At 33.4% G+C, this 25,302-nt stretch carries 19 protein-coding genes; 14 read left to right on the top strand and 5 right to left on the bottom strand.

The window, feature by feature from the left end:
* Positions 1-74: 74 nt before the first annotated feature.
* The 5 genes from hisF to EYY60_RS19820 all read left to right on the top strand — a co-directional run bounded on the left by hisF (position 75) and on the right by EYY60_RS19820 (position 5,817).
* Positions 75-830 carry an imidazole glycerol phosphate synthase subunit HisF gene (hisF, locus tag EYY60_RS19840; RefSeq protein WP_132991022.1) on the top strand — a complete coding sequence of 252 codons (756 nt, stop codon included), beginning with the start codon at positions 75-77 and terminating at the stop codon, positions 828-830.
* 44 nt (positions 831-874) lie between these two features.
* Positions 875-1,471: a bifunctional phosphoribosyl-AMP cyclohydrolase/phosphoribosyl-ATP diphosphatase HisIE gene (hisIE, locus tag EYY60_RS19835; RefSeq protein WP_132991021.1), complete on the top strand. Its 597-nt coding sequence runs from the start codon at positions 875-877 to the stop codon at positions 1,469-1,471.
* A gap of 77 nt (positions 1,472-1,548) precedes the next feature.
* Positions 1,549-2,256: a hypothetical protein gene (locus EYY60_RS19830; protein ID WP_132991020.1), complete on the top strand. Its 708-nt coding sequence runs from the start codon at positions 1,549-1,551 to the stop codon at positions 2,254-2,256.
* Positions 2,257-2,343: 87 nt separating this feature from the next.
* The gene (locus tag EYY60_RS19825; protein WP_132991019.1) at positions 2,344-3,996 is read left to right on the top strand and encodes a M1 family metallopeptidase; all 1,653 of its coding nucleotides are present in this window, start codon (positions 2,344-2,346) and stop codon (positions 3,994-3,996) included.
* A 165-nt stretch (positions 3,997-4,161) separates the two neighbouring features.
* On the top strand, positions 4,162-5,817 hold the full coding sequence (locus EYY60_RS19820) for a M1 family metallopeptidase (RefSeq protein WP_132991018.1): 1,656 nt from the start codon (positions 4,162-4,164) through the stop codon (positions 5,815-5,817).
* 278 nt (positions 5,818-6,095) lie between these two features.
* Here EYY60_RS19820 and EYY60_RS19815 read toward each other — a convergent pair whose 3' ends face one another.
* Positions 6,096-7,640, bottom strand: a complete 1,545-nt coding sequence (locus tag EYY60_RS19815) for a hypothetical protein (protein WP_132991017.1) — start codon at positions 7,638-7,640, stop codon at positions 6,096-6,098.
* Positions 7,641-7,795: 155 nt separating this feature from the next.
* Here EYY60_RS19815 and EYY60_RS19810 point away from each other — a divergent pair, with 155 nt between their 5' ends.
* The 7 genes from EYY60_RS19810 (at position 7,796) to acs (ending at position 18,406) form a co-directional block, all read left to right on the top strand.
* Entirely contained in the window at positions 7,796-8,971 is a 1,176-nt protein-coding gene (locus EYY60_RS19810; protein ID WP_132991016.1) for a 2-isopropylmalate synthase, read from the top strand.
* Between the two features lie 61 nt (positions 8,972-9,032).
* Positions 9,033-10,151 carry a 3-isopropylmalate dehydrogenase gene (leuB, locus tag EYY60_RS19805; protein WP_132991015.1) on the top strand — a complete coding sequence of 373 codons (1,119 nt, stop codon included), beginning with the start codon at positions 9,033-9,035 and terminating at the stop codon, positions 10,149-10,151.
* Positions 10,152-10,423: 272 nt separating this feature from the next.
* Positions 10,424-12,097: a dihydroxy-acid dehydratase gene (gene ilvD / locus EYY60_RS19800; protein ID WP_132991014.1), complete on the top strand. Its 1,674-nt coding sequence runs from the start codon at positions 10,424-10,426 to the stop codon at positions 12,095-12,097.
* Positions 12,098-12,170: 73 nt separating this feature from the next.
* Positions 12,171-13,859 carry a biosynthetic-type acetolactate synthase large subunit gene (gene ilvB / locus EYY60_RS19795; RefSeq protein ID WP_132991013.1) on the top strand — a complete coding sequence of 563 codons (1,689 nt, stop codon included), beginning with the start codon at positions 12,171-12,173 and terminating at the stop codon, positions 13,857-13,859.
* An 82-nt stretch (positions 13,860-13,941) separates the two neighbouring features.
* On the top strand, positions 13,942-14,463 hold the full coding sequence (gene ilvN / locus EYY60_RS19790) for an acetolactate synthase small subunit (RefSeq protein ID WP_035643804.1): 522 nt from the start codon (positions 13,942-13,944) through the stop codon (positions 14,461-14,463).
* A gap of 60 nt (positions 14,464-14,523) precedes the next feature.
* Positions 14,524-15,993: a ketol-acid reductoisomerase gene (gene ilvC, locus EYY60_RS19785; protein WP_132991012.1), complete on the top strand. Its 1,470-nt coding sequence runs from the start codon at positions 14,524-14,526 to the stop codon at positions 15,991-15,993.
* A gap of 505 nt (positions 15,994-16,498) precedes the next feature.
* A complete protein-coding gene (acs, locus tag EYY60_RS19780) occupies positions 16,499-18,406 on the top strand; it encodes an acetate--CoA ligase (protein WP_132991011.1) in 1,908 nt (635 codons plus the stop codon).
* A 75-nt stretch (positions 18,407-18,481) separates the two neighbouring features.
* Here the strand turns inward: acs and EYY60_RS19775 are convergent, their stop codons facing one another.
* From EYY60_RS19775 to EYY60_RS19765, 3 genes are all read right to left on the bottom strand, one after another.
* The gene (locus EYY60_RS19775) at positions 18,482-19,078 is read right to left on the bottom strand and encodes a 3'-5' exonuclease (RefSeq protein ID WP_132991010.1); all 597 of its coding nucleotides are present in this window, start codon (positions 19,076-19,078) and stop codon (positions 18,482-18,484) included.
* A gap of 3 nt (positions 19,079-19,081) precedes the next feature.
* Positions 19,082-21,001 carry a DUF294 nucleotidyltransferase-like domain-containing protein gene (locus EYY60_RS19770; protein WP_132991009.1) on the bottom strand — a complete coding sequence of 640 codons (1,920 nt, stop codon included), beginning with the start codon at positions 20,999-21,001 and terminating at the stop codon, positions 19,082-19,084.
* Positions 21,002-21,701: 700 nt separating this feature from the next.
* Entirely contained in the window at positions 21,702-22,118 is a 417-nt protein-coding gene (locus EYY60_RS19765) for a hypothetical protein (RefSeq protein ID WP_132991008.1), read from the bottom strand.
* Positions 22,119-22,265: 147 nt separating this feature from the next.
* Here EYY60_RS19765 and EYY60_RS19760 point away from each other — a divergent pair, with 147 nt between their 5' ends.
* Together EYY60_RS19760 and EYY60_RS19755 are read left to right on the top strand one after the other, a co-directional pair.
* Positions 22,266-23,495: a multidrug effflux MFS transporter gene (locus EYY60_RS19760; RefSeq protein WP_132991007.1), complete on the top strand. Its 1,230-nt coding sequence runs from the start codon at positions 22,266-22,268 to the stop codon at positions 23,493-23,495.
* 160 nt (positions 23,496-23,655) lie between these two features.
* A complete protein-coding gene (locus tag EYY60_RS19755) occupies positions 23,656-23,928 on the top strand; it encodes a DUF4242 domain-containing protein (RefSeq protein ID WP_132991006.1) in 273 nt (90 codons plus the stop codon).
* 104 nt (positions 23,929-24,032) lie between these two features.
* On the opposite strand, the gene EYY60_RS19750 is transcribed toward EYY60_RS19755, so the two are convergent.
* Positions 24,033-25,301 (bottom strand): NAD(P)/FAD-dependent oxidoreductase, encoded by a 1,269-nt coding sequence (locus EYY60_RS19750; RefSeq protein ID WP_132991005.1) that lies wholly within the window; start codon positions 25,299-25,301, stop codon positions 24,033-24,035.
* Position 25,302 lies beyond the last annotated feature (1 nt).

Genomic DNA, 25,302 nt, shown 5'->3' with positions numbered 1-25,302 from the left:
AAAATTAGATAATTAATTTAGCAAACGTATAGAATTATCTAATTGACTAATTATCAAATTAACACATTAAAAACATGTTAGCAAAAAGAATCATACCTTGTTTAGATATAAAAAACGGAAGAACCGTAAAAGGTGTTAATTTCGTTGATTTGCGAGACGCCGGAGATCCTGTAGAATTGGCTGCAATTTATTCGGCTGAAGGCGCTGATGAATTGGTATTTCTGGATATTTCAGCAACAGAAGAACGACGTAAAACCCTTGTAAATATGGTGCGAAGTGTTGCAGAGAAAATCAATATTCCGTTTACGGTTGGCGGTGGAATCTCATCTGTAGAAGATGTTGATGTTCTGCTGAATAACGGAGCAGATAAAGTTTCGATCAATTCATCGGCAGTAAAAAATCCGCAATTGATTAATGATTTGGCTCAGAAATTTGGAAGTCAATGTGTTGTGGTTGCAATCGACGCCAAACAAATCGACGGACAATGGATTGTACATTTAGTTGGCGGAAAAGTTCCAACAGAATTAAACTTGTTCGATTGGGCGATTGAAGTAGCTGAACGCGGTGCAGGTGAAATTTTATTCACTTCAATGGACAATGACGGAACTAAAAACGGATTTGCAAACGAAGCTTTGGCTAAACTTTCAGAATTAGTAAATATTCCCATTATTGCTTCGGGAGGAGCAGGAAATATACAGCATTTTGTTGATTCTTTTAAAGAGGGAAAAGCAGACGCCGCTTTAGCTGCAAGCGTTTTCCACTTTAAAGAAATAGAAATCAAGGCATTGAAACAAGAATTAAGAAATAATAATATAGAAGTCCGATTATAGTTTTGACTTTAAGACTTTGGACTTTATAACTTTAGACTAAAATTATGGAAATCGATATCAAAAGCGCACACGGATTAATTCCGGCTATAATTCAAGATTCAGAAACAAAAAATGTTTTGATGTTGGGTTATATGAATGAAGAATCGCTTCAAAAAACAATAGAAACACAAAAAGTAACATTCTTTAGTCGTTCAAAACAAAGACTTTGGACAAAAGGCGAGGAGAGTGGCAACTTTTTGAATTTAGTAAGTATTAAAAACGATTGTGATGGAGACACACTTTTGATTCAGGCAAAACCAGTTGGTCCGACATGTCACACAGGTGCAGATACTTGCTGGCAAGAACCAAATGATGCAAATTATGGTTTTATTTCACAATTAGAAAGTACGATAAAAACTCGAAGAGAAAACGCTGATTCAGAGAAAAGTTATGTGGCTTCTTTGTTTGAAAAAGGAATTAACAAAATTGCTCAAAAAGTTGGAGAAGAGGCTGTTGAAGTTGTGATTGAAGCAAAAGATGATAATGATGATTTGTTTCTTAGCGAAAGTGCCGATTTACTGTTCCATTATTTGATTTTATTGCAAGCAAAAGGTTATCAATTTAAGGATGTTGTTGAAGTCTTGAAAAAACGCCAGAAGTAGTTATTTTGCGAAAAAATATTTACTAAATTATGTTAAAATAAGAATTGTTTTTTGATATTTACGTAAATATTTGATTTATGGATATCGAAACTTTCAGAAAACGTTTTGTAGATCATTCCAATGATGATCTGATTTTAATGCTGACTAAAAACGCCAGCAAATACAATCCTGATGCACTATTTGTAGCAAAGGAAATATTGGTTTCCAGAAATATTGATATCGAAACTATTCTCAAAGAAGAGCTTGAAAATAATCAAACGGAGAAAGAACCTGAAAAAAGACATATTGAGGATCTTTCTCCTTTGGAACAAATCGAATATTTATCTGAGAAAAGACTTGAATTTGAAGAGAATATCGAGGATATTATTGAAAATAGCACTAAAGATTTGACAGACGAAGAACTGCTTCTAAACTTTGAAAGCATTCTGGATAAAATTATTGAAAACGGGAAATTTGGTGAATTTTCAGATAGTCATTCTAAAGAAAATTATTTTATTGTCAGCAATATTATTGAACAACGAAGCATCAAAATTCCAGTTTCAATTCTTAAAAAAATTGACAGTTTAAACGGTCTTGCCCGAAAAGATTTTTCAAGAAAATTTAGTAGAAATATTATAATTGGCCTTATTCTTTCAACTCTTGGACTAGTGTTTTCTATAGGAACAGGCGGCGGAATTATTTTTTATGGTGCTGTATTGTCTGGCATAGGACTTATCGTCAATGGTATTGTGGGAAAAAAACAATTGAAAAGAGGAGATCAGATTGTATTAGAATCGTATGGATAATAAATAATGAAATTTTACTCCATTCTAAAATATATTCCTAATTTTTAGTTCGCTAACTAAATGTTCTGTTAACCATAAAGTTATTCTATGAAAAAGTATTTTGGCGCTATTTTGCTAGCTTTTATTTCCAATTTTCCAGCGCAAGCACAATCCATTTTTAGTAAAACGGATGTTTTGACACACCAAGATACTTTGCGAGGAAGCATTACAAAAGAAAGAGCTTGGTGGGATTTGAGATATTATCATTTGGATATTAAAGTAAATCCATCTGAGAAAACAATTGTAGGTTCAAATACAGTACGTTACACTGTTTTATCCGAAAATAATAAAATGCAGATCGATCTTCAAGAACCAATGAATATTTCTAAGGTGACTCAAAACGGAAAAGATTTAAAATTTGAAAGAGACGGAAATGCTTTTTTTATCACTTTAACCGAAAATCAAAAAGTTGGAGAGACAAAAGAGATTGTGATTTCTTTTGGAGGAAAACCTAAAGAAGCAATTAATCCGCCTTGGGATGGAGGAATCACATGGAAAAAGGACAAAAACGGAAAAGATTTTATTGCTTCATCATGTCAAGGTTTAGGTTCCAGCGTTTGGTGGCCATGCAAAGATCATATGTATGATGAAGTAGATAATATGTTGATTAGTGTAAATGTTCCAGAAGATTTGACTGACGTTTCAAATGGAAGATTAAAAAGTGTAAAAAAGGAAAAAGACGGAACCAAAACATTTAATTGGTATGTCGCCAATCCAATCAATAATTACGGGGTAAACATCAATATTGGGGATTATGTGAGTTTTTCTGAAAAATTTAAAGGCGAAAAAGGTGATCTAGATTGCAGTTATTATGTTTTAAAAGATAATTTGGCTGTTGCCAAAGAACATTTTAAAGATGCTCCACGAATGTTGAAAGCTTTTGAAAACTGGTTTGGACCTTATCCTTTTTACGAAGACAGCTACAAATTGGTTGAAGCGCCTTATTTAGGTATGGAACATCAAAGTTCTGTGACTTACGGAAATGAATTTAAAAAGGGCTATCTGGGGCACGATATGAGCAGAACCGGCTGGGGTTTGAAATTTGATTACATTATCATACATGAATCTGGGCATGAATGGTTTGCCAATAATATCACTTATAAAGATATCGCTGATATGTGGATTCATGAGAGTTTTACTAATTATTCAGAAGCGTTGTTTGTGGAATATTATTACGGAAAAGATGCAGCGAATGCTTATATAAAAGGTTTGAGAAAGCAAATTAGTAATGACAAGCCAATTATTGGCATTTATGATGTAAATAAGGAAGGTTCAGGAGATATGTATCCAAAAGGTGCAAACATGTTGCATACAATCCGCCAACTTGTGAATGATGATGACAAATGGAAATCAATTTTAAGAGGTTTGAATAGCACTTTTTATCATCAAACGGTTACTACCAAACAAATTGAGGATTATATAAGCAAACAATCGGGTATAGATTTAAAGACCGTTTTTGATCAATATCTAAGAACAGCACAAGTGCCAACTTTAGAATATTTTTTCGCTAATTATAAATTAGGTTTTCATTGGATCAATTGCAATTCAAATTTTGACATGCCTATTAAAGTAACTCTAAATGGTGTTGAAACTTGGCTCAAGCCAACTGTAGAATGGCAAGATATGAATGTGAAAGGAGAGCAGAATGCTTTAGTAGTTGACAAGAATTTTTATATCATAGAATCCAATTTGAATAATTAAATTCTGTAATTGTTTAAAAATCAATCCCGACAAGAGTTTTTTGACTTTTGTTGGGATTTGTTTTTTGTTTCGGAAATCATAAAATTTTCAAAAACTTAAACAGTTTGTTTACATTTGCTGAAGACTATATAGGTTTACGTATCTTTTTTTACAAATTTTTAAATAATGAAGAAATACATTGTTGGCGCTTTTATCGCTTTTTTAGTTGGTTTCGGCGCAAATGCACAAGGACTTTTAAATAAGTCAGAAACTGTTTTTACACATCAGGATACTTTACGCGGAAGCATTACAAAAGAAAGGGCTTGGTGGGATTTGAAATATTATCATTTAGATGTAAAAGTAAATCCATCTGAGAAATCAATTTCGGGTTCAAATACAGTGCGTTATACTGTTTTGACAGAAAACAATAGAATGCAGATTGATTTGCAGGAACCAATGAAGATTACTAAAGTGACTCAGAATGGTTTGCCACTAAAGTTTGAAAGAGACGGAAATGCTTTCTTTATTACTTTAGTAGAAAAGCAGAAAGTTGGTGATTCAAAAGAAATTATAATCAAGTTTGAAGGAAAACCTAAAGAAGCTGTACGAGCTCCTTGGGATGGAGGATTTTCTTGGAAAAAAGACAATAACGGAAAAGATTTTATTGCTACATCATGTCAAGGATTAGGTGCGAGCGTTTGGTGGCCGTGTAAAGATCACATGTATGATGAAGTAGAAAACATGTTAATCAGCGTGAATGTTCCTGGAGATTTGACGGATGTTTCAAACGGAAGATTGCAAAGCGTTAAGAAAGAAAAAGATGGAACTAAAACATTCAATTGGTACGTTTCGAATCCAATTAATAATTACGGAGTAAATATCAATATTGGAGATTATGTAAATTTTGGAGAAGTTTATAAAGGAGAAAAAGGAGATTTAGATTGCAACTATTATGTTTTGAGAGACAATTTAGCTTTGGCTAAAGAGCAATTTAAAGATGCTCCAAAAATGCTTAAAGCTTTTGAAAACTGGTTTGGACCTTACCCTTGGTACGAAGACAGTTATAAATTAGTTGAAGTTCCATATTTAGGAATGGAGCACCAAAGTTCTGTAACCTACGGAAATCAATATAAAAATGGTTATTTAGGACGTGATTTAAGCGGAACTGGTTGGGGATTGAAATTTGATTTCATCATTATTCACGAGTCTGGACATGAGTGGTTTGCAAATAATATCACGTATAAGGATATTGCAGATATGTGGGTTCATGAGAGCTTCACAAATTATTCTGAAAGCCTTTTTCTGGAGTATTATTATGGAAAAGATGCAGCAGCTGAATATATTATCGGATGCAGAAAAAACATTAAAAATGACACTCCAATTATTGGCCATTATGATGTAAACAACGAAGGTTCAGGAGATATGTATCCAAAAGGAGCTTCGATGCTTCATATGATTCGTCAGGTAATTAATGATGATGCAAAATGGAAATCAATTTTGAGAGGAATGAATAAAAAATTCTACCATCAAACAGTTACAGGCAAACAAATTCAGGAGTATATCAACGAACAATCTGGAATTAATTTCAATAGAGTTTTCGCTCAATATTTGACTACAACTCAAATTCCAGTTTTTGAATATATGTTTAAAAATGGAACTTTTGGATATCACTGGACAAATTGCGTAGCCAAATTTGATATGCCTGTAAGAGTGAAATTAAACGGTGTTGAAATGTGGTTAAAACCAACAACAGAATGGCAATCAGAAAAAACAACAACTGAAGATAGAAAAGTAGAAGTTGATAAAGATTTTTATGTGACAACTTCTAATATCGTTGAATAAAAGTTTTAAATTCCAATAATTTAAAATCCCAAATTCCAATTGTTGGAGTTTGGGATTTTTTTGTGTTTATTGTTTTTAAGCAATGTTTGTCATTTCGACTGAAAGGAGAAATCGCATTAGTATTTCCGCAAACTAAATCGCCAGTCTTTGTGGAGTTTCGAGTGCGATTTCTCCTTTCAGTCGAAATGACAAAAAGCGTGGAAAATTTAATTTTCCACGCTTTTTTTATTGAAATTTGTCTCGATGGCCATCGAGATTAAAAATTTGGAATTTAAATTTTATCTGCTATTCAACTTCGCCTTTTCCTTAATAATATCAGCAATCTTGCGATTCTCGATTTTGCTTTCCAGCCACGAAATGATATCTAAATATAGAAAAGCTCTTTTTTCATAAGTATTCTTTTCAAGTTCAACAAAACGGGCGTGCATTTTTTTGAATTCCTTTTTGATATCAGCAGGATAAAAATTATTTAAGTTTCTTAAGAATTTTATAATTTCTTTTTGAACTTCATGCAAGTCGTTCATTTTCAATAAAAATTTATACGTGCTTTTAAGATGATTTTCTAGGTAATAATCTTTTCCAAGTTCATAATGTGCAATCAAAGATAAAAGTCTTGCGAAGCACATTAAATCTTCACGCATGGTTAAATTCTTGTTGTTGATGATTTTGTCTAAATAATTGATGCACTCGTTGTATTTTTCATTTCCAAAATAAATTGAAGCAATTTTATAGAAAAACAACATTTCGTGATGTTCATCCAAGTGTTCACTGTGAAGCTTTAATCGTTCTAAAATCTCTGGGATCAAATATTCGCTTTCCGCGAAAGTACCTTCCAGAATATGCAGATTTAATTTATTGTTGTAGATATACAGAAATGATAGTGATGCAATGTTATCGTTTACCGGAAATTTGTCATCCGCGATAGTTTCTTCCAAAAGCGTTAAATATTTCTTGAAATTAGAAGTATATTTCAACATATAAAGCGATTCCAAGAAATAATGATTTCCTTTTAAGAAAAACACTGGATTCAAATAAATCATATTCGGATTATCATAAAACAAAGTCACCCATTTGTAGGCATATTTGTAGCTCGCCAAGAAATCCTGAACCAAGAAACTGCGCCATAAATTGGCATTATAAAACCAATATTTTTCTCTGAAACCAAATTTGCTTTCGTCAAGTTTTGCGATATGTCTATTAAAATAATCGTCTATATATTTATATTCGGCATCACTTTTTACATAACCTGTTTTCAACATGATTCCGTACAATTGAAGCGACAAATTCGATAGTTTGCTTGAAATAGTGTTTCTGTAATTCAATTCTTTTGCTTGAATAACTAATTCATCAGCGCGGCCTTGAATACTTCGGGTAATGTATTGCGATTCGATCAATTTTTCGAATTCTACAATTTCATACGCCATATATTTTTCATCATTTTCCAAAGCTTGCTGTTTTGTCTTGTCCAGAATTTTCAAACTCTGTTTATACAAACCTTTATTATAAAGAATAACAGCAAAATCAATTTGTTCGCGTAATTGATAACGAATATTTTGGCTCGGAATATTCAAGCGAATACTAACAAGGATTTGTTTGTACAGGTATGATTTTAAGTTAGATAACTGAACTTTTTTGATACTTCCGCTTTTTAGAATAAGCTTTTCATCATACGTTTCAGATTTATCCAAAATATTAAACAGCTCGATAAATTTTGTGTTCGAACTCGTTTCTAAGCGACTCGCAAAAATTTTAAATTGTCTTTTTTCAGATTTGGAAAGGGATTTAATCAGAACAAATAAGAAATCTTTTTGATGGTTAGCCATTGTAAAAAATAATAATATAACTTATTGGTTTTAAAGTGATTAACTGAATATAAAATGCTTTATGAACAGTATAATTTCATTAAATTGAATTTCGTACTGCATAAGTACAATATATATTTGTTATCACAATGTGAAATTACATTAAATTAATGAATATGAATAGAGAGAAAGTTCAAATTTTTGACACCACTTTGCGCGATGGTGAACAAGTTCCAGGATGTAAGTTAGATACTAAGCAAAAATTAGTTATCGCAGAACGACTAGACAAAATGGGAGTTGATATTATCGAGGCAGGTTTTCCTGTGTCAAGTCCGGGCGATTTTTTATCGGTCTCTGAGATTTGTAAAATTGTAGAAAATGCAACGGTCTGCGGATTAACAAGAGCCGTAAAAAATGACATCGATGTTGCAGCGGCAGCTTTAAAGCATGCTAAGAAACCTAGAATCCACACCGGAATCGGAACTTCAGAATCTCATATCCTCCACAAATTACAAACTACGCCCGAAGATATTATTGCTAGAGCAAAATTTGCAGTAGCTCACGCAAAATCATATGTTGAAGATGTTGAATTTTATGCTGAAGATGCAGGAAGAACTGATAACGCTTTCTTGGCAAAAGTTTGTGAAGAAGTGATCAAATCTGGTGCAACGGTTTTAAATATTCCTGATACGACAGGGTATTGCCTTCCAGAAGAATATGGAGCAAAAATTAAATACTTAAAAGAAAACGTAAAAGGAATCGAAAACGTGATCCTTTCATGTCACTGTCATAATGATTTAGGAATGGCAACGGCAAACTCAATTGCGGGAGCTATAAATGGAGCAAGACAAATAGAATGTACTATTAATGGTATTGGTGAAAGAGCAGGAAATACAGCACTTGAAGAAGTAGTAATGATTTTCAAGCAACATCCATACTTAAATTTAGATACAAATATCAATACAAGAGAATTAAACGAAATGAGCCGTTTGGTTTCTGAAAGTATGGGAATGATTGTACAGCCAAACAAAGCAATCGTGGGAGCAAATGCTTTTGCACACAGTTCTGGAATTCATCAAGATGGTGTGATCAAAAACAGAGCAACTTACGAGATCATGGATCCGTTAGATGTGGGAGTGAATGAATCTTCAATCATTTTGACAGCTAGAAGCGGAAGAGCGGCTTTGGCTTACCGTGCTAAAAAAGTTGGATACGAATTGACAAAAACACAATTGGATGTCGTTTACATCGAGTTTTTGAAATTCGCTGACATTAAAAAAGAAGTTGTAGATGCAGATATCCACCAAATTATTGAAGCTTCTAAAATAGAAGGGGATTTAATAAGAAACTAAATATTTCAAAATAAGAATTTAAGGAACAATAAGGATTTAAAGACATAAAGAGCGAGAGATTATGAATTTAAAAATTGCAGTTTTACCGGGAGATGGAATTGGGCCAGAAGTAATTTTACAAGCTAAGAAAGCTTTGTATGCCATTGGCGAAGTATATAATCATGAATTTGTTTTTGAAGAAGCGCTGATGGGAGCGGTTGCTATCGATAAAACTGGAAATCCTTTGCCGGAGCAGACTCTGAATCTGTGTTTGAATACAGATGCAGTTTTGCTTGGTGCGATTGGTGATCCAAAATATGATAACAATCCAAATGCAAAAGTTCGCCCAGAACAAGGTTTGTTGAAACTTCGTAAAGAACTTGGTTTGTTTGCTAATATTCGTCCTATAAAACCTTATAAAGCCTTGATTGAATCTTCTCCTTTAAAAAGAGAAATTATTGAAGGAGCTGATTTCACCATTTTTAGAGAATTAACAGGGGGAGCTTATTTTGGAACAAAAACACTTAATGAAGAAGGTACACATGCTTCGGATTTATGTGAATATTCAGAAGAAGAAATTACAAGAATTGCACATCTAGCTTTTAAATCGGCACAAAAACGTCGTAAAAAGTTAACAATGGTAGATAAAGCCAATGTTTTGGAAACTTCGAGATTATGGAGAAAAGTTGTTCAGAAAGTAAGTGAAGATTATTCAGATGTTAAGCTAGATTTCTTATTTGTGGATAATGCAGCAATGCAGTTGATTTTGAATCCAAAACAATTTGATGTGATTTTGACAGAAAATTTATTTGGAGATATTTTATCTGATGAAGCTAGTGTAATTACAGGTTCTATAGGTTTATTGCCATCAATATCTTTAGGAGAAAAAAATGCTTTGTTTGAACCAATTCACGGATCGTATCCGCAGGCAAAAGGAAAAAACATTGCTAATCCGATTGCATCGATTTTGGCGGCTGCACTTTTGTTAGAACATTTTGGATTAACTAAAGAAGCTAATGTAATTTATAAAGCGATAGAAAAAGCAATTGAATACAAGGTGGTTACGGTTGATTTGAAACCGGATTCAAAATTTGGAACAAACGAGGTTGGAGAGTTCGTTTCTAATTTTATTTTCAGCAAAGATGATTTGCTGTATTTCAATAATGACAATGTAAGTATTGGACAATCGACAATTGTTTAATATTTTTTGTTAAAACGTAGAGGAAATAACAAGAAGTCTTTAAAATGTTGAGATTTTATTTTTTTAGTTCTTAAAGTTTGTTTACTTTTGTGACACTAAAAAATAGAAAAGATGCAAATCTCAGTTATTATTATTACTTCTGTCGTTGTTGTCAATGTGATTAGCACATCTGCGCCAGGAATGTTATAAATATAATTGAAAGACTATATTATAAACCTTCCAAATACTGGAAGGTTTTTTTTTGAATAAAAATTAAAATAAAATAATACATAATGGAATTAAATAAGTACAGCAAGACCATCACTCAAGATCAGACACAGCCTGCAGCGCAAGCGATGTTATACGGGATTGGTTTAACTGAAGAAGACTTGAAAAAAGCACAAGTAGGTATTGTGAGCATGGGTTACGATGGGAACACGTGCAACATGCACTTGAACGATCTAGCAAAAGATGTTAAAAAAGGTGTTTGGGATGCTGATCTGGTCGGACTTATTTTTAATACTATTGGTGTTAGTGACGGAATTTCAAACGGAACTGAAGGAATGCGTTATTCGTTAGTTTCTCGTGATGTAATTGCAGATTCTATTGAAACAGTTGCAGGAGCACAATGGTACGATAGTATTATTGCAATTCCTGGTTGTGATAAAAATATGCCTGGAGCTCTTATTGCTATGGGAAGATTAAACCGCCCGTCAATGATGGTTTATGGAGGATCAATCCATTCAGGAAAATGGAAAGGAGAATCTTTGAATATCGTTTCAGCTTTTGAAGCTTTAGGAAAAAAAGTAAAAGGAGAAATCACTCCAGAAGATTTTAAAGGAGTAATTCAAAATGCTTGTCCAGGTGCTGGTGCTTGTGGTGGTATGTATACTGCTAACACTATGTCTTCTGCAATTGAGGCCTTGGGAATGAGCTTGCCATACAGCTCTTCAAATCCTGCTTTAAGTCAGGAAAAAAGAGACGAATGTCTTGCTGCAGGTGCTGCTATTAAAATTTTATTAGAAAAAGATATTAAGCCAAGAGATATTATGACTCGCAAGGCTTTCGAAAACGCTATTACAATTGTAGCAGTTTTAGGAGGTTCTACAAATGCAGTTATGCACTTAATCGCAATGGCGCACTCTGTTGGAATAACAATCACTTTGGATGATTTTCAGGCAATTAATGACAGAACTCCTGTTCTTGCTGACATGAAGCCAAGTGGAAAATATATGATGGAAGATATTCACGAAGTTGGAGGTATTCCGTCAGTAATGAAATATTTATTAAAAGTTGGGCTTATTCATGGAGATTGTTTGACTGTAACAGGAAAAACGGTTGCTGAAAACTTAGCTTCAACTCCAGATTTACAAGATGGGCAAGAAGTAATTCATGAAATTCAAAAAGCATTAAAACCAACAGGAAATATTCAGGTTTTATACGGAAACCTTGCTTCTGAAGGTGCTGTAGCAAAAATCAGCGGTAAAGAAGGTGAATATTTTGAAGGACCAGCTGTTGTTTTTGAAGGTGAATTTGAAGTAATCCCAGGTCTTCAAGCCGGAAAAATTAAACCAGGAAATGTAGTCGTCATTAGAGGTTGTGGACCAAAAGGTGGTCCGGGAATGCCTGAAATGCTTAAGCCTACATCTGCGATTATTGGAGCCGGATTAGGAAGCACCTGTGCACTAATCACAGATGGTAGATTCTCCGGAGGTTCACACGGATTCGTGGTAGGCCACGTTACACCAGAAGCATATGACGGTGGTGGTATTGCACTAGTAAAAGATGGAGATATTATCGCTATTGACGCTAAGAAAAATACAATTGACCTGAAAATATCTGATGAAGAATTTGCAGCTAGAAAGGCGGCATGGGTTCAGCCAGCCTTAAAAGTTGACAGAGGGGTTTTACTTAAATACGCTAGATCGGTTTCGAGTGCATCAACAGGATGTGTAACCGATAATTAATAAAAAAATAAGAATCAATTTCATTGGCAAAGTCAATAATAACTGTTATTGAAATTGATAAAAAAAATATACTATGAGAATATCAGGGGCAGAAGCCGTTATAAGATGTTTGTTAGCAGAAGGTGTAGACTTGATTTATGGTTATCCAGGTGGAGCAATCATGCCGGTTTACGACGAATTATATAAATTTCAAGATCAGCTGCACCACGTTTTAGTACGTCACGAACAAGGTGCAACGCATGCCGCTCAAGGTTATGCAAGAGCTACGGGAAAAGTAGGAGTGGCAATTGCTACTTCTGGACCGGGAGCAACGAATTTGGTTACAGGAATTGCTGATGCCCAGATCGATTCGACACCAATGGTTTGTATTACAGGACAAGTTGGAAGGCATTTATTGGGTTCTGATGCATTTCAGGAAACGGATATTATCGGAATTTCAACTCCAGTAACAAAATGGAATTTTCAGGTAACTGAAGCTTCGCAAATTCCAGAAATTATTGCAAAAGCATTTTACATTGCTCGTTCTGGACGCCCAGGGCCAGTTTTGATTGATATTACTAAAAACGCTCAGTTTGATGAGTTTGATTTTAGTTATGAAAAATGTACAGGAATCAGAAGTTATATTCCTGTTCCAAAATTGAATTTTGATAAAGTTGCCGAAGCGGCTGCATTGATTAATAGTGCCAAAAAACCATTAATCGTTTTTGGACAAGGAATTATTCTTGGTCAAGCAGAAGCAGAATTTAAAGCGGTAATCGAAAAATCTGGAATTCCTGCAGCATGGACAATTTTAGGTCTTTCAGCTTTGCCAACAGATCATCCTTTGAATGTTGGTATGCTTGGAATGCACGGAAACTATGCGCCGAATTTATTGACAAACGAATGTGATGTTTTAATTGCTTTCGGAATGCGTTTCGACGACCGTGTTACGGGTAAATTAAGTACTTATGCAAAACAAGCAAAAGTGATTCATTTCGAAATTGATCCAGCAGAAATAGATAAAAACGTTAAAACTGAAATAGCAGTTTTAGGTGATGTAAAAGAGTCTCTTGCCACTTTATTACCATTATTGGATGCAAAATCACATGATTTATGGCATAATGAATTTAAAGCATTAGCAGAAGTTGAATTTAATTCGGTAATAAAAGAAGAACTAAATCCGACAAACGGTAAAGGAATTTCAATGGGAGAAACCATTGAAATGATCAACAAACATTCAAAAGGCGATGCAATTATCGTTTCAGATGTTGGTCAACACCAAATGTTTGCTTGCCGTTATGCGAAATTCAATTCAACTAAAAGTAATATTACTTCAGGAGGTTTAGGTACTATGGGTTTTGCTTTGCCGGCAGCAATTGGGGCAAAAATGGGAAAACCAGAACGTGAAGTAGTAGCGATTATTGGTGATGGTGGATTCCAAATGACAATTCAGGAATTGGGAACAATTTTCCAAACTCAGGTTCCTGTTAAGATTGTTATTTTAAATAATGAATTTTTAGGAATGGTACGTCAATGGCAAGAATTGTTCTTTGACAACCGATATGCATCGACAAAAATGATTAATCCAAATTTTGTTGCAATTGCTGAAGGTTACCATATTAAATCTAAAAAAGTTACACAACGCGAAGATTTAGATGAAGCTGTAGCAGAAATGCTTGCTTCAAAAGATTCTTACTTCTTAGAAGTCATGGTAGAAAAGGAAAACAATGTTTTCCCAATGATTCCAACAGGAGCATGTGTTTCAGAAATTAGATTAAGCTAGAAAAAGGTTTCAAGTTTCAGGTTTCACGTTCTCAGCAGAACGTGAAACCTGAAACTTGAAACAAAAAAAAACTAAAAAACAAATGGAAGATAAAACATTTACCATATCGGTATACTCAGAAAATAACGTGGGTTTGTTGAATAGAATATCTGGAATATTCTTAAAGCGTCACATTAATATATTAAGTCTAAATGTTTCAGAATCAGAAATAGAAAATGTTTCAAGATTTATCATTGTAGTAAACACTACTGAAAAATGGGTTCAGAATATTGTTGGACAGATTGAAAAACAAATCGAAGTAATAAAAGCATTTTATCACACAGATGAAGAAACAATTTATCTTGAAAATGCATTGTTCAAAATTGCTTCTAATTTGTTGTTTGATGAGAAACAAATTCAGAATATAATCAAAGAAAGCCAGTCAACGATTGTGACAGTTTCTCGCGATTTTTTCGTGATTTCAAAATCGGGAAGACGTTCTGAAATTGAAGAATTGTACGCGAAATTCAAACCTTACGGAATCATGCAATTTGTGCGTTCGGGAAGAATTTCGGTTTCTAAGGAAAAAATGGAGATTTCGACATTATTAGAAACTTTTAAATAATATCATTCATACTTAAATATAAATTACTTATTAAATTACACATTCATTAAATAAAAAAAAATGGCAAATTATTTCAACACATTACCACTTAGATTACAATTAGAGCAACTTGGAGTTTGCGAATTTATGGAGCAATCAGAATTTGCAGACGGAATCGCAGCTTTAGCAGGAAAAAAAGTTGTTATCGTAGGTTGTGGTGCACAAGGTTTGAATCAAGGTTTAAACATGAGAGATTCAGGTTTAGATATTTCTTATGCATTGCGTGCAGATGCAATTGCTGAAAAGAGAGCTTCATATAAAAATGCAACTGAAAATGGTTTTAAAGTAGGAACTTATGAAGAATTGATTCCAACTGCTGATTTAGTTTGCAACTTAACTCCAGACAAACAACATACTGCTGTAGTTACTGCAATTATGCCACTAATGAAAAACGGATCGACTTTAGCATATTCTCACGGTTTCAACATTGTTGAAGAAGGGATGCAGATTCGTAAAGATATTACAGTAATTATGTGTGCTCCTAAATGTCCTGGTTCTGAGGTTCGTGAAGAATACAAAAGAGGATTTGGAGTTCCAACTCTTATCGCAGTTCACCCAGAGAATGATCCAAACGGATTTGGTTTAGATCAAGCAAAAGCTTACGCTGTTGCAACAGGAGGTCACAGAGCAGGAGTTTTGAGATCATCATTCGTAGCTGAAGTAAAATCAGATTTAATGGGTGAACAAACTATTCTTTGCGGATTATTACAAACAGGATCTATTTTATGTTTCGATAAAATGGTTGAAAAAGGAATCGATGCGGCTTATGCTTCAAAATTGATTCAATATGGATGGGAAACTATCACTGAGGCTTTAAAACACGGAGGTATCACAAATATGATGGATCGTTTGGACAATCCTTCAAAAATTGAAGCTTACGAATTAGCTGAGGAATTAAAAGATATCATGCGTCCATTATTCCAAAAACACCAAGATGACATCATTTCTGGAGAATTCTCAAGAACTATGATGATTGACTGGGCTAATGATGATGTTAACTTGTTGAAGTGGAGAGCTGCAACAGGAGAAACTAACTTCGAAAAAACAGCGCCACAAGAAGCTCCAATTTCTGAGCAAGAATATTTTGACAATGGAGTATTGATGATTGCAATGGTAAAAGCTGGTGTTGAATTAGCTTTCGAAACAATGACAGAAGCTGGAATCATTGAAGAATCTGCTTATTATGAGTCATTACACGAATTACCATTAATTGCTAACACAATTGCAAGAAAGAAATTATTCGAAATGAACCGTGTAATTTCTGATACTGCTGAGTACGGATGTTATTTATTTGATCATGCATGTAAGCCATTATTGACTGAATTCATGAAAAAAGTAGAAACTAACATTATCGGAAAACCATTTTCAACTTCAAACGGAGTAGATAATGCTGTATTAATTGCTGTAAACAGAGAAATTCGTCAACATCCTATCGAAGAAGTAGGAGCATGGTTGAGAGAGTCTATGACAGCAATGAAAAAAATTGGATAATTAAAAAAGTTGGGGGAAATCTAGCGAAATTCGATTTTGTGAGATTTGCACTGTATCATGATTTGTAATATTTTGAATTAGTAAGCACTTATTAAGAAACTAGATATAGATGCATGTTGCATTCACTTAACTTCGGTGAGAGTAAGTTAAGTGAAGCTAATCCCTTATATAATGGGGTATATTTTTGGTAGAAATATACTTGTTGAAATTTCTATTTTAGTTAATAAAGATGCTACTATTTTCAAAATGGAGAAAAGTATTGTAATTCTATAATTACGAAATTAATTGTTATTGAAATTGTTAAAATAAAAAGGTGCAGTATTTATTTACTGCGCCTTTTTTGCAATATGCTTTTTGATGTAAAAAAGTATATTTTTGAATTAAACACAATAAAAAGAGATATTTTTTTTAATATGTGTTTTTATTTGTCAAAATTTATGAATTAAATAATTTTAAGAATACACAGAGATTTAATACATTTATAAAAAAAAATTCCAAGAAACATATGAGTTATTATAAAATTGAAAATTTAGAACAATATTTTAAGCATTACAATAAGTCAATAAGGGAACCTAGAAAATTTTGGGGCAAAATTGCTGAAGAAAATTTTACTTGGTACCAACAATGGGAAAAAGTAGTTGATTTTAATATGGCTGATGCCGAGGTAAAATGGTTTACTGACGCCAAAGTTAATATTACAAAAAATTGTATCGATAGACATTTAAGCAAAAGAGGCGAAAAAACGGCAATTATTTTTGAACCAAATAATCCGTCTGAGGAAGCTTTACATATAACATACAATGAATTATACGAAAGAGTTTCAAAAATGGCGAATGTTTTGCGAGAGCAAGGCGTACGTAAAGGAGACCGAGTTTGTATTTATTTGCCGATGATTCCAGAATTGGCTGTTTCGGTTTTAGCTTGCGCTAGAATTGGAGCAATCCACTCTGTTGTTTTTGCTGGATTCTCTGCTTCAGCTGTTTCTGCAAGAATCAATGACTGTGAATGTAAAATGGTAATTACTTCTGATGGAGGATATAGAGGAAACAAAACAATTGATTTGAAAGGAATTGTTGACGAGGCTCTTGAAACTTGTCCTTCAGTAGAAAAAGTGTTAGTGGCTAAAAGAACTAATACTGATGTAAAAATGAAAGATGGCCGTGATATTTGGTTGCAACCATTATTAGATGCAGCCTTGGATAACAGTGTTGCTGAAATTATGGATGCCGAAGATCCGTTGTTTATTTTATATACTTCAGGATCTACAGGAAAACCAAAAGGTATGGTTCATACCACAGCTGGATACATGGTATATACGGCATATACATTCAAAAATGTTTTCAGTTATGAAGAAAATGATATCTTCTGGTGTACTGCAGATATCGGATGGATCACAGGTCACTCTTATATATTATACGGACCATTATTGAATGGAGCTACAACAGTAATTTTTGAAGGAGTTCCATCTTATCCGGATTTTAGCCGTTTTTGGGATATTATTGAAAAACATAAAATCACTCAATTTTATACTGCGCCAACGGCAATCCGTTCATTAGCAAAAGAAAGCTTAGATTATATTCAAAAATATCCTCTAAAATCTCTAAAAGTAATTGGGTCTGTTGGAGAGCCAATTAACGAAGAAGCGTGGCACTGGTTTAATGACCACGTAGGGGACAAGAGATGTCCGGTTGTAGATACTTGGTGGCAAACAGAAACTGGAGGAATTATGATTTCGCCGATTGCTTTTGTGACACCAACAAAACCAACTTATGCTACTTTGCCATTGCCAGGAATTCAGCCAGTTTTAATGGATGAAAAACGTAATGAAATTGAAGGAAATCAAGTGGTTGGAAGTTTGTGCATTAAATTCCCTTGGCCTGGAATTGCGAGAACAATTTGGGGTAATCACGATCGCTATAAAGAAACGTATTTCTCTGCTTTCCCAGGAAAATACTTTACAGGTGACGGTGCATTAAGAGATGAAGTTGGATACTACAGGATTACAGGTCGAGTAGATGATGTTGTGATTGTTTCTGGTCACAATTTAGGAACTGCTCCAATTGAAGATGCAATCAACGAACACCCTGCAGTTGCTGAATCTGCAATTGTTGGATTCCCACATGACATTAAAGGGAATGCATTGTATGGTTATGTAATCTTGAAGGAAACTGGAGAGGTGAGAAATAAAGAAAATTTGACAAAAGAGATCAATCAATATATTGCCGATCATATTGGGCCAATTGCAAAATTAGATAAAATTCAGTTTGTATCTGGTTTGCCAAAAACACGTTCTGGAAAAATCATGCGTAGAATATTGCGTAAAATAGCTGAAGGTGATTTCTCTAATTTTGGAGATACTTCGACGTTATTAAATCCTGAAGTTGTAGAAGAAATTACAAAAGGAAAGATCTAAAATTTAGATTTATATAGAAAAGCCTCTTATTTTTAAGAGGCTTTTTTATTATGATTGGATTTGGTATTTAATTTTTTATTTGATTCCAAGGCGAGATTTTAATTTCAAAAACAACAATGCAATTCTGTATGCGTCTTCAGCAGAAGAATTTCTGTCGCTTTTTGGAATTTTATAAATTTCGCATAAATCATCAAGGGAAAATTGTTTGTCATTGATGTCCATTAATTTTCTGTACATGACATCGACATCGAGAGCTTCATTTTTTAATCGGCCACAGTCGAGGCGTTCTAAAGAGGAGTTGAGCATTTCAATGTCAAAATTTATGTGATGTCCTATCAGAACTGCATTTCCAAGAAAATTCACAAATGCTTCAAGTGCTTCTGGTTCCTGCATTTTGCTCATTTTGCTTTCAATGATAAACTCGTTTGAAAGTCCGTTATCGTGCAAAAATTTGTATTGAAGCAAAACGCATTCAAAATTATCTTTAATTACAATTCCGTCATCAATTACAGAAAAAGCTCCTAAAGAAAGAATAACATCCTTATTCGGATTTAAACCAGAAGTTTCTGTCGATAAAACAACGAATCTGTTAGGTTTTGTTTCGAATTTATTTAGGTAATCTTTCCAAAAATCTGGATATTCTTTATTAATATTTTTAAGCCAGTCTAGCATATTTTACGAGAATTGTGTAAGTTGAAATTTACTCTTAATTAGTTCCTCAAGATCTTTCATTGGGGTCAAGGCATTTTTTAACTTCTCTTTGTCTGTTTTAGACATATCTCTTACATTAATATATTGTCCAGAATCATCATTTTTTAATCCTTCAACAGTTCTAAATTTTGAAAGTGTCAAAAATGCTTCGGCACAGCTCAAATATATTTCAGCATTTTTAGAATCTGTTATTGCCAATTGTTTGAATCTCAAATAAGTATTTTTGATTCCTTTAATGTTTGCATTTAAAATTAGTAAACGTGCCGCATCAATCAATGGCATCAAAGCGCGGTTTTTTATGTCAAATTTTCCTTTGTTTGGACCTTCTTCTTCAATAATGAATTTTTTGAAGAAACTCAAAGGGGAATTCTTTTTCAAAGCATCATTTCCTAAAAAGTCAAAGAATAAGGTGTTGTTTACGGCATTTTTGAAAATTACGTTTTCGATTACTTCTTCAATTTTTGGTTCTCCAAAAACAATTTCATAATCAAAGAAAATACTGCTCAAATCATTGCTGTTTTCACCTGGAGTATTCATCCAGCTGTTGTACTGTTTTGTCCAGTCTGTCAATGATTTGCACCACAACATATTGCTTCCCATATGACCGTTTGGACAAAACTCATAACCTACTTTTTCTAGTATAGAAGTCGCTCTCTTTGCTAATCTCAAGAAATAATCTTTTACTTCTCTGTATTTTTCAGGAGCAACATCTTCAAAAATTAAAATACTATCTTGATCTGTAAGCAATAATTGTTCTTTACGCCCTTGACTTCCAATGCTTAACCAGGCAAAACGAGCAGGAGGTGAGCCTAAATCTAAAATAGATAACTCAACAGAACGCTTGATGATTGCTAGATTGATTTCGCTTGCAATATTACTCACATGCGAAATTGGAATGTTTTTTTGAATCGAATTCTGGATCAAATCAGAAAGTCGATCACGAATTTGTTTTAAGTCTTTCGGCAACTGCGAACGCTTAATCTCTTTAATTAAGACACCAGGGTTACTGGCTTGAGCAACAATTAAATCATGTTCAGAAATAATTCCTTTTACTGCAGATTTGCTCGTACCGTCTTTTGTCACACACAAATGCGTTACATTATGTTTTAGCATAAGTAATTGCGCTTCGGCAAGCGAAACATTCTCAATCACAGTTACCACTGGAGACGACATGATTTTATCAATAGTTTCAGTGATAGGATAGCGTCCGGTAGCAATTTTAGAAGCTAGATCAGTAGCAGTTACAATACCTATTGGTCTGTTTTTTTCTCCACAAACTATAATATTGTCAACCATTGCCTCAGTTATTAAAATAGCAACATCTTTAACAACATGAGTAGCTTCTGTCGTTAAAGGGGAATTGTTGTAGTTAAGTGACTGAATGTATTGCATTTCAGACTGTTGATCTACATAAAAAGAAGTGTCAGAAATCATTTTTCCGTTAGAATTGACGCTGTCTTTTGTATGTCTTGAATTTGTTGCAAAACTCTCTAATAAGAAGTTCAAAACATCAGAATTATTAGCAACGAAAGGCCTGAAAACCGCAATCGGAATAGCATATATGATACTTTCTTCGCGCGCTTTTGCTGTCATCATATAGTTGTTTTTGGCAAAAAAAGGTCTTAAGCCAAAAATATCGCCTTCATGACATTTGTTGATAATAGTTTCTTCGGCATCAGCAATTGTAGTCAAATTAATGACTCCTGAAGCTACAACATAAAAGCTATCGTGCAGTGTATCATTGTTTTGAAATAATACAGTGTGTTTTTCTAAATTTAATACACGAATATTTGTTGCAATATCAGATAATTCCTGAAAAGTCAAATTGTTAAACGGCGGGTATTCTTTTAAAAAATCTGCAATATGCTCAGCAATAGTATTCATACGTTTGATAAATTTTTTAAAGTATCGAATGTAAAAATAAGAAAATAAAGTCTTACAATGACAGCATCTTTAGCAGAAACTGATTATTTTAAAGAAATGTTAAGAATAAGTGATTTCAAGGCTTTAAAATGTTTTTTTTACGTTTAAATTTTAAATTATCACTGTAAAGTGTATTTTGTGCAAACCTCATTTTTTTTGAATTTTTAGTAAAATTCTCATTTACAATTGTTTCTGAGAGAAGGCTAGCTGTTTTATAATCATTTTTAGAAGAAAGTATGACATAATGAAAAATACTGAGTGGTACTAGTTTTGAAATATTCTATTTTACATAATATAAATTATAGGTCAAAATAGTGTTATCTTTAATATAACTTAATTGCTACAAATGGATTCTTCTTTCATAATATATGCTTCATTTATCTCTTATTTGAAAACTATTTTACTTTTTTCCAAATTATCCAATTTTCATTCACTTTTAAATATGCAAATTCAAGATTCAATTTAAAGCTGAAATTTTCATATTTGAAAAAATAAATTAATTCTTATCGAATATTAGATTCTGGCTGAAGTTCAAATTTCCCATATTTGAAAATTAAATATATTTTTTCTCAAATATCAGATTCTCGGCAATTTCATTTTAAATATAAAAAAAACATCACGTATTATGTGATGCTTCAAATTTCTTGTATTTGAAAATTTTTTATAATTTTTTCAAATAAACAGATTTTCCGTTCAATGAAATTTCGATCTGATTTGTTTTGTCTGAAAATGTTGTTCGTAAAACATTTCCTTTAAAAAGTTGTACATCACCAAAGACTTTTCCAGTTTCATCAGAAACGTATTCAAATAATAATTTTTTGTTTCCTGGATCAATTCCTAATTTATAGCTCGAAAATTTTGTTCCTTTTAAGTCAAATTGCTGTTGTGTGTCTATGATGTTTCCGTCAGCATAAAAATTAGTAACGGTTTTGCTTAATGTAATATCCGGATAATATTCATTTACTTTTTTAAGAAGTTCGTATTGTGCAGCATTTGCATCTTCAATTTTTGACGTAATAGATTGAGCAAATGAAACGGATGAAAATAGAATCGCTACTAATAAGATGTACTTTTTCATAATTTTTTAAATTTTTTGATTAATAAATCGGGAATACAAATTTTATAGGCATTAAATATTAAAATTTGCCATAAATTTTCTTTAATATCACTACAAGTTATGAAAACTATACCTTTGCAGGAAATTTATTAGATTTTTTTAAGAATAATGACAACAAAAAAATACATCAAACTTATCCTGATTTTAGGTTCTTTAACTGCACTTGGTCCTTTTTCAATTGACATGTATTTGCCTGGTTTTGCTGATATTGCAAAGGATTTAAATACATCTGTTGCAAAAGTTTCAATGAGTTTGTCCAGCTATTTTATCGGAATTTCTGCCGGACAATTGCTTTATGGGCCTTTATTGGATCGTTTTGGACGAAAGAAGCCTTTATTTGTGGGTTTGATGGTTTATATATTAGCAGCATTAGGTTGCGCCTATGTGACTGATGTTGATACGTTTATTCTCTTACGATTTATTCAGGCAGTTGGAAGTTGCGCCGCAACAGTTGCTTCTGTGGCTATGGTTCGTGATTTATTTCCTGTAAAAGACATTCCTAAAGTATTTTCGCTTTTGATGCTTGTTCTTGGGCTTTCGCCAATGCTGGCGCCAACGATTGGTGGTTATGTGACTGAAGATTATGGCTGGCATACGGTTTTCATTATCTTAATGTTTATGGGGATTTCGATTCTGCTTGCCGCTCAAATTGGTTTGCCAAATAGTTACAAACCAGATGTATCTATATCATTGAAGCCAAAACCTATTATTTCAAACTTTCTAAAAGTACTCAAGGAACCTCAATTTTTTACTTATGCATTTACAGGAGCAATTGCTTTTTCTGGATTATTTACATATGTGGCGGCCTCACCTATCATTTTTATGAATATTTATCATGTTGATGCTAAAACTTACGGATGGATTTTTGCTTTTATGTCGGTTAGTTTTATAGGTTCTAGTCAACTGAATTCGCTTTTGTTAAGACGATTTTCGAGCGAACAAATAATTTTTAGAGCATTAATTTTGCAATCTGTTGTTAGTGTTGTTTTTCTCGTACTTTCTTTGAATAATCTATTAGGATTATATGAAACTATTGCAATGTTGTTCCTGTTTTTAGGCTGTTTGGGAATTTCAAATCCAAATACTGCGGGGTTAACGATGGCTCCATTTGCTAAAAATGCCGGTAGTGCTTCAGCTTTAATGGGCGCAATTCAATTGGGTTTAGGATCTATCGCGTCGTTTGCCGTTGGAATCTTTGTTAAAGATTCTGTAGCGCCTATGGTACTTATAATGACATGTACTACTATAATTGCTTTCATAGTTTTAAATATCGGAAAGAGATTTATAAAAAATAAAGTTGAGATTTCTGTTGACGATGATGTTGCAGTTGTTCATTAACTTAGGAATTCTATTTATTTAAAAATCAATAATTAGCAATTTATTTTCTTTTAATTCATTAATTTTATAGTACTTAAAAATTTAATGGAATCCAGAGACCATTTTGAAAAACGGGGCGAAACCGAAAAGCCACATGAGTAGGGTTAAATTTCGAATAATTATGCCGAAATATGTCATAGAAAGGGAAATCCCAAATGCTGGTAAACTTACATCTGATCAACTAAAAAGTATTTCGCAGGCTTCTTGTGGTGTACTTAATCAATTAGGAACGCAAATTCAATGGCAACACAGCTATATTACAAACGACAAGCTTTATTGTGTATATATAGCGCCAAATAAGGAAATGGTTTATGAACATGCTAAATTGGGCGGATTTCCAGCTAATTCAGTAAATGAAGTTATAGGAATCATTGACCCGACTACAGCGGAGTAAGACTTAAATTTCCATTTTTAAATTCCAAAGAATTATAAAACAACGAAAGCCAAAATCAAAAGATTTTGGCTTTTTTATTCTTAATAAATTGGAATTTATTCCTTTTATTCTGCTGATTGTCTTTTATCAGGTCTGATGATCATTCTAAGTGATTGATCTCTTGCGAAATAAGCAACCATCCAATTCCAGAACGTATTTAATCTGTTTCTGTAGGTTATCAAAGAAATCAAGTGAATGAATAACCAAATGACCCAAGCAAAAAATCCATTAAAATGCCATTTTGGGCTCGGCAAATCTACAACGGCTTTTGCTCTTCCTATAATGGCCATCGATCCTTTGTCATGGTAAGCAAAAGGTTTCAGCGGTTTCCCGGCAACCATATTCATGAAGTTTTTAGCTAAATTTATTCCTTGTTGAATTGCCACTTGCGCCACTTGTGGATGTCCGTCTGGGAAATTTTTATCTCCTGCTAAAATCGCCGTATCTCCAATGGCATAGATGTTTTCCAGACCGTTGACTTTATTGTATTGGTCAGTTGCCATGCGTCTGCCACGGCCATAACTTTCTTTCGGAATTCCATCAAAAAGTTTTGCAGAAACTCCCGCTGCCCAAATTAAATTTTTGGTCTTGATGGTTTCTCCGTTTTCAAAAAATACTGTATCGTCGACATAATCAGTTACGCGACTGTTTAATTTAACAACAACCCCAAGATCTGTCAATGCTTTCAAAGTATCTTTTTGTGAAGCTTCACTCATCGGTGAAAGCAATGCATCTCCTCCATCAACTAAATAAACATTGCTGGCAGATGTATCCAATTCTGGATATTCTTTTAGAAGAATACTCTTTCGCATTTCGGCAAACATTCCAGAAACTTCTACTCCCGTAGGCCCACCTCCTGCTACTACAATCGTCAATAATTTACGTCGTTTGCGCATCTCTTTGCAAATAGCTGCTTTTTCAAGGTTTTTAAGCAATGTGTTTCGCATTTCGATGGCGTCATTTAAAGTTTTCATCGGAATGGCGTTTTTCATTACGTTTTCCATACCAAAATAACTTGTTTCTGCGCCAGTGGCAAAAACAAGATAATCGTATGTCAATTCACCATTATTAAGGACTATTTTATTTTCTTCCGGAACGACAGAAATCAATTCGCCTAAACGAAAGTTCAAGTTCTTTTTCCCTGCAAAAAATTTTCTGAAAGGATAACTAATGCTCGAAGGTTCTAAAAATGCCGTTGCAACTTGATATATTAATGGTGGGAAAAAGTTGTAATTATTTTTGTCTACAAGAGTTACTTGTATCTGAGGATGGTTGACAAGTTCTTTTGCGAGATTAATTCCCGCAAAACCTCCTCCTATTATGACTATGTTCATA

Source organism: Flavobacterium zhairuonense (assembly GCF_004352915.1).
GTDB lineage: Bacteria > Bacteroidota > Bacteroidia > Flavobacteriales > Flavobacteriaceae > Flavobacterium > Flavobacterium zhairuonense.
Note: the sequence above shows the minus strand (reverse complement) of the source record. Positions and strands in the feature narration are given on the sequence as shown.